The following is a 2,483-nucleotide window of genomic DNA, read 5'->3' as shown; positions in this document are numbered from 1 at the left end:
GTGTTTTATAATGAGGAGCGTAACCATCAGGGACTCAATGACCTCACCCCTGATGAAGCCTACTTTGGTCGGCAGAGATACGCTGCATGAGCTGGATCAACCACTTAAGAAGTTAGCTTATGTGTCCAACCATTGGGGTCCACTTCTTTGTTTTACGCTTTGGCTGGAAAGATAGGGCGCTTGTTGGTGCTTTGCTGGGTTGCCTCATTGGGCAGGGAAGTGGAATTACTGGTTTTGGGTAAGTCGTTTTTGGCGGCCAAGTTGGTTCTTGCCTTGTGGTTTGGTTCAGAAAACTGGCCTGAAATAGCAGTTCTTTCTCAATTAAGTCAGTAACTTGTGGTAAAACATAACAAACAATTCAAGCTGATTCGCAACGCTCGGCGCTTTCGGTTTCAACTTGTTTAGTGATTACGGCGAAGTGTTTAGGTAATGTGGCAGCGTTGCTCACAACTTAATTGGGCGTTAGCTTTCCTAGGAGAACATCGTGACTAAATTACTACTAGTGATTGATATGCAAGAGGACTTTTTCCAGCAGGGTAGACTCGCTGAAAAACGAACGGAATTTACTCGTTCATTGAACGAGCTGGTACATGCCTTTCGTAGAGAAAGTCAGAAGATTATCTGGGTGCGACAAGTCTTTAAAGAGGACTTGTCTGATACATATTTAGCGTTACGACAATCGATTCAAAAGTGGACTATTGAAGGTACTAACGGCTGCGAGCTATTAAGTGAGTTTTCTCGACATCCTGAAGAGCATGAAGTTATTAAAAAGCGCTATAGCGCTTTCTTTGAAACAGAGCTCGATGAAATCTTAAATGAAATGTCACCTAGTGAAATTGTAATTGCTGGTGTAAATACTCATGCATGCGTGAGAGTCACTGCAATCGATGCGTATCAACGCGACTACCATTTGTTATTGGCCCAAGAGTGCATCGATTCATACGACCAAGGTTGTCATGATGAATCATTTGGATACATGGTAAATAGTGGTATCGGACTTCCATTATCCAACACAGAGATCATCGATAGATTGAAAAGCTAACAATAAATTTAAGAGTGATTCACAACGCTTGGCGCTTTCACTTCAAGCCAGTTTAGTGTTTATGGCACAATGCTTTAAGTAGGGTGGTTAGCGTTGTTCACACCTTAATTTGGCGTTATGCGCCAATAAGGAAGTCATGAAGTTTATTGGAAAATATGGAGAGCACTTAGTGCTTTCTCAACTTTTAAAGTTAGATATTGAAGCTTATCTAGCTATCAAATCGAACCAAGAAGATTACGATATTACAGTTGTGCTTGAAAGCTCTAGAGTTCTTAGAATTCAAGTGAAAACTACAGATCTGTATAACCAAAATACTAATAACTCAATATCAGGTGTTGAGAAAAGGTATGATTTTTTAGTGTTAGTAATACTGGATAAGAATACTGAGCATTTATTCATCATGTCTCGTGAAGAGGCTCTTGCTCTAAAAGGAAGTTCAGTGAAGTTTAGCTGTTCTTTTAAGCAGAGTGGGGTGTCGAAAATAAAACCTGAGTTAGAAAAATATAGGGATAATTGGTTAACTTTAACTGGCGCATAACAAAGCGTTTAAGACAGATTCCCAACGCATGGCATTTTCATTCCATCGTTGGGTTTTGTGTTTAAGGTGGTATGGTTAGGTTTCGTGGTGGCGTTGCTCACTACTTAACGCGGCGTTATGTACTTAGAGAAAAACTATATATATTTGAGGGTGCAATGAGAGCAGTACTATTGGGGCTTGCTTTAGTTTTAGCTTGTCAATCAGCATTTTCTAGTGAAAAGCATCAAGCTCTTCAGGGGCTGGACAAGTTAATTAAGTCTAGCGACGTTATAAATGATACGAGTTCGAAAGAAACAACTAGTAGAAGCTCAATGTTGAGCAAAGACTTCGTACTATATCGATGTGTTCTTTCCGAGTTAGAGCGGCAAGGACAATATAGCAATGATAACGCAATTGTTGCTGTAATGACTAATAAGCCGAAGATCATCAGTGTTACATCTGAAATACAATATTGGATACTTGGTTTAAGCAAGGCTGCCCATTCAGGATATTCTAAAATATGCTCAGCAGGTCAGTCTAATGAAGTGTCATTAGTTGTTTCAGGCTTTCTACAAAGCTCTCAGTTGTACGAAAGGCTGGCAATTTTAAACGAACATGGTTGGCGTGAGCCATGGCAACCAAAATAAACGAAACACGTACATAACAAGGCGTTCAAGACGGATTCCCAACGCTCGGCATTTTCGGCTTTCTTCATTTTAAGTGTTTATGTCACAATGGTTTAGGCAAGGTGGTTGGCGTTGCTCACCACTTAACGCGGCGTTAGCTGTCTTTTCAAGTTTGGGCACAAAGTCGAATGTATTAAGTAAGAATACGAACTTACTTAGTGCTTTTGGTATTCTTAGTATGTCGTTTTCCATGCGTGCGTCAATCTCAATGGAGGCAGTACGAATATTAGGTTTTGTG

4 protein-coding genes are annotated in these 2,483 nt (G+C 40.3%); 3 read left to right on the top strand and 1 reads right to left on the bottom strand.

Annotated elements, in window-relative coordinates:
* Positions 1-484 precede the first annotated feature (484 nt).
* The 3 genes from ELS82_RS24145 to ELS82_RS24135 all read left to right on the top strand — a co-directional run bounded on the left by ELS82_RS24145 (position 485) and on the right by ELS82_RS24135 (position 2,206).
* On the top strand, positions 485-1,042 hold the full coding sequence (locus ELS82_RS24145) for a cysteine hydrolase family protein (RefSeq protein WP_134837675.1): 558 nt from the start codon (positions 485-487) through the stop codon (positions 1,040-1,042).
* A gap of 136 nt (positions 1,043-1,178) precedes the next feature.
* Positions 1,179-1,580, top strand: a complete 402-nt coding sequence (locus tag ELS82_RS24140) for a hypothetical protein (protein WP_134837674.1) — start codon at positions 1,179-1,181, stop codon at positions 1,578-1,580.
* A gap of 155 nt (positions 1,581-1,735) precedes the next feature.
* Positions 1,736-2,206, top strand: coding sequence for a hypothetical protein (locus ELS82_RS24135; protein ID WP_134837673.1), 471 nt, complete (start codon positions 1,736-1,738; stop codon positions 2,204-2,206).
* A 69-nt stretch (positions 2,207-2,275) separates the two neighbouring features.
* Here the strand turns inward: ELS82_RS24135 and ELS82_RS26770 are convergent.
* Positions 2,276-2,483: hypothetical protein (locus tag ELS82_RS26770; protein WP_208733294.1), on the bottom strand; the 208-nt coding region annotated here is incomplete at its 5' end.

Source organism: Vibrio ouci (genome assembly GCF_004551525.1).
GTDB lineage: Bacteria > Pseudomonadota > Gammaproteobacteria > Enterobacterales > Vibrionaceae > Vibrio > Vibrio ouci.
This window is presented reverse-complemented; position numbering and strand designations above follow the sequence as displayed.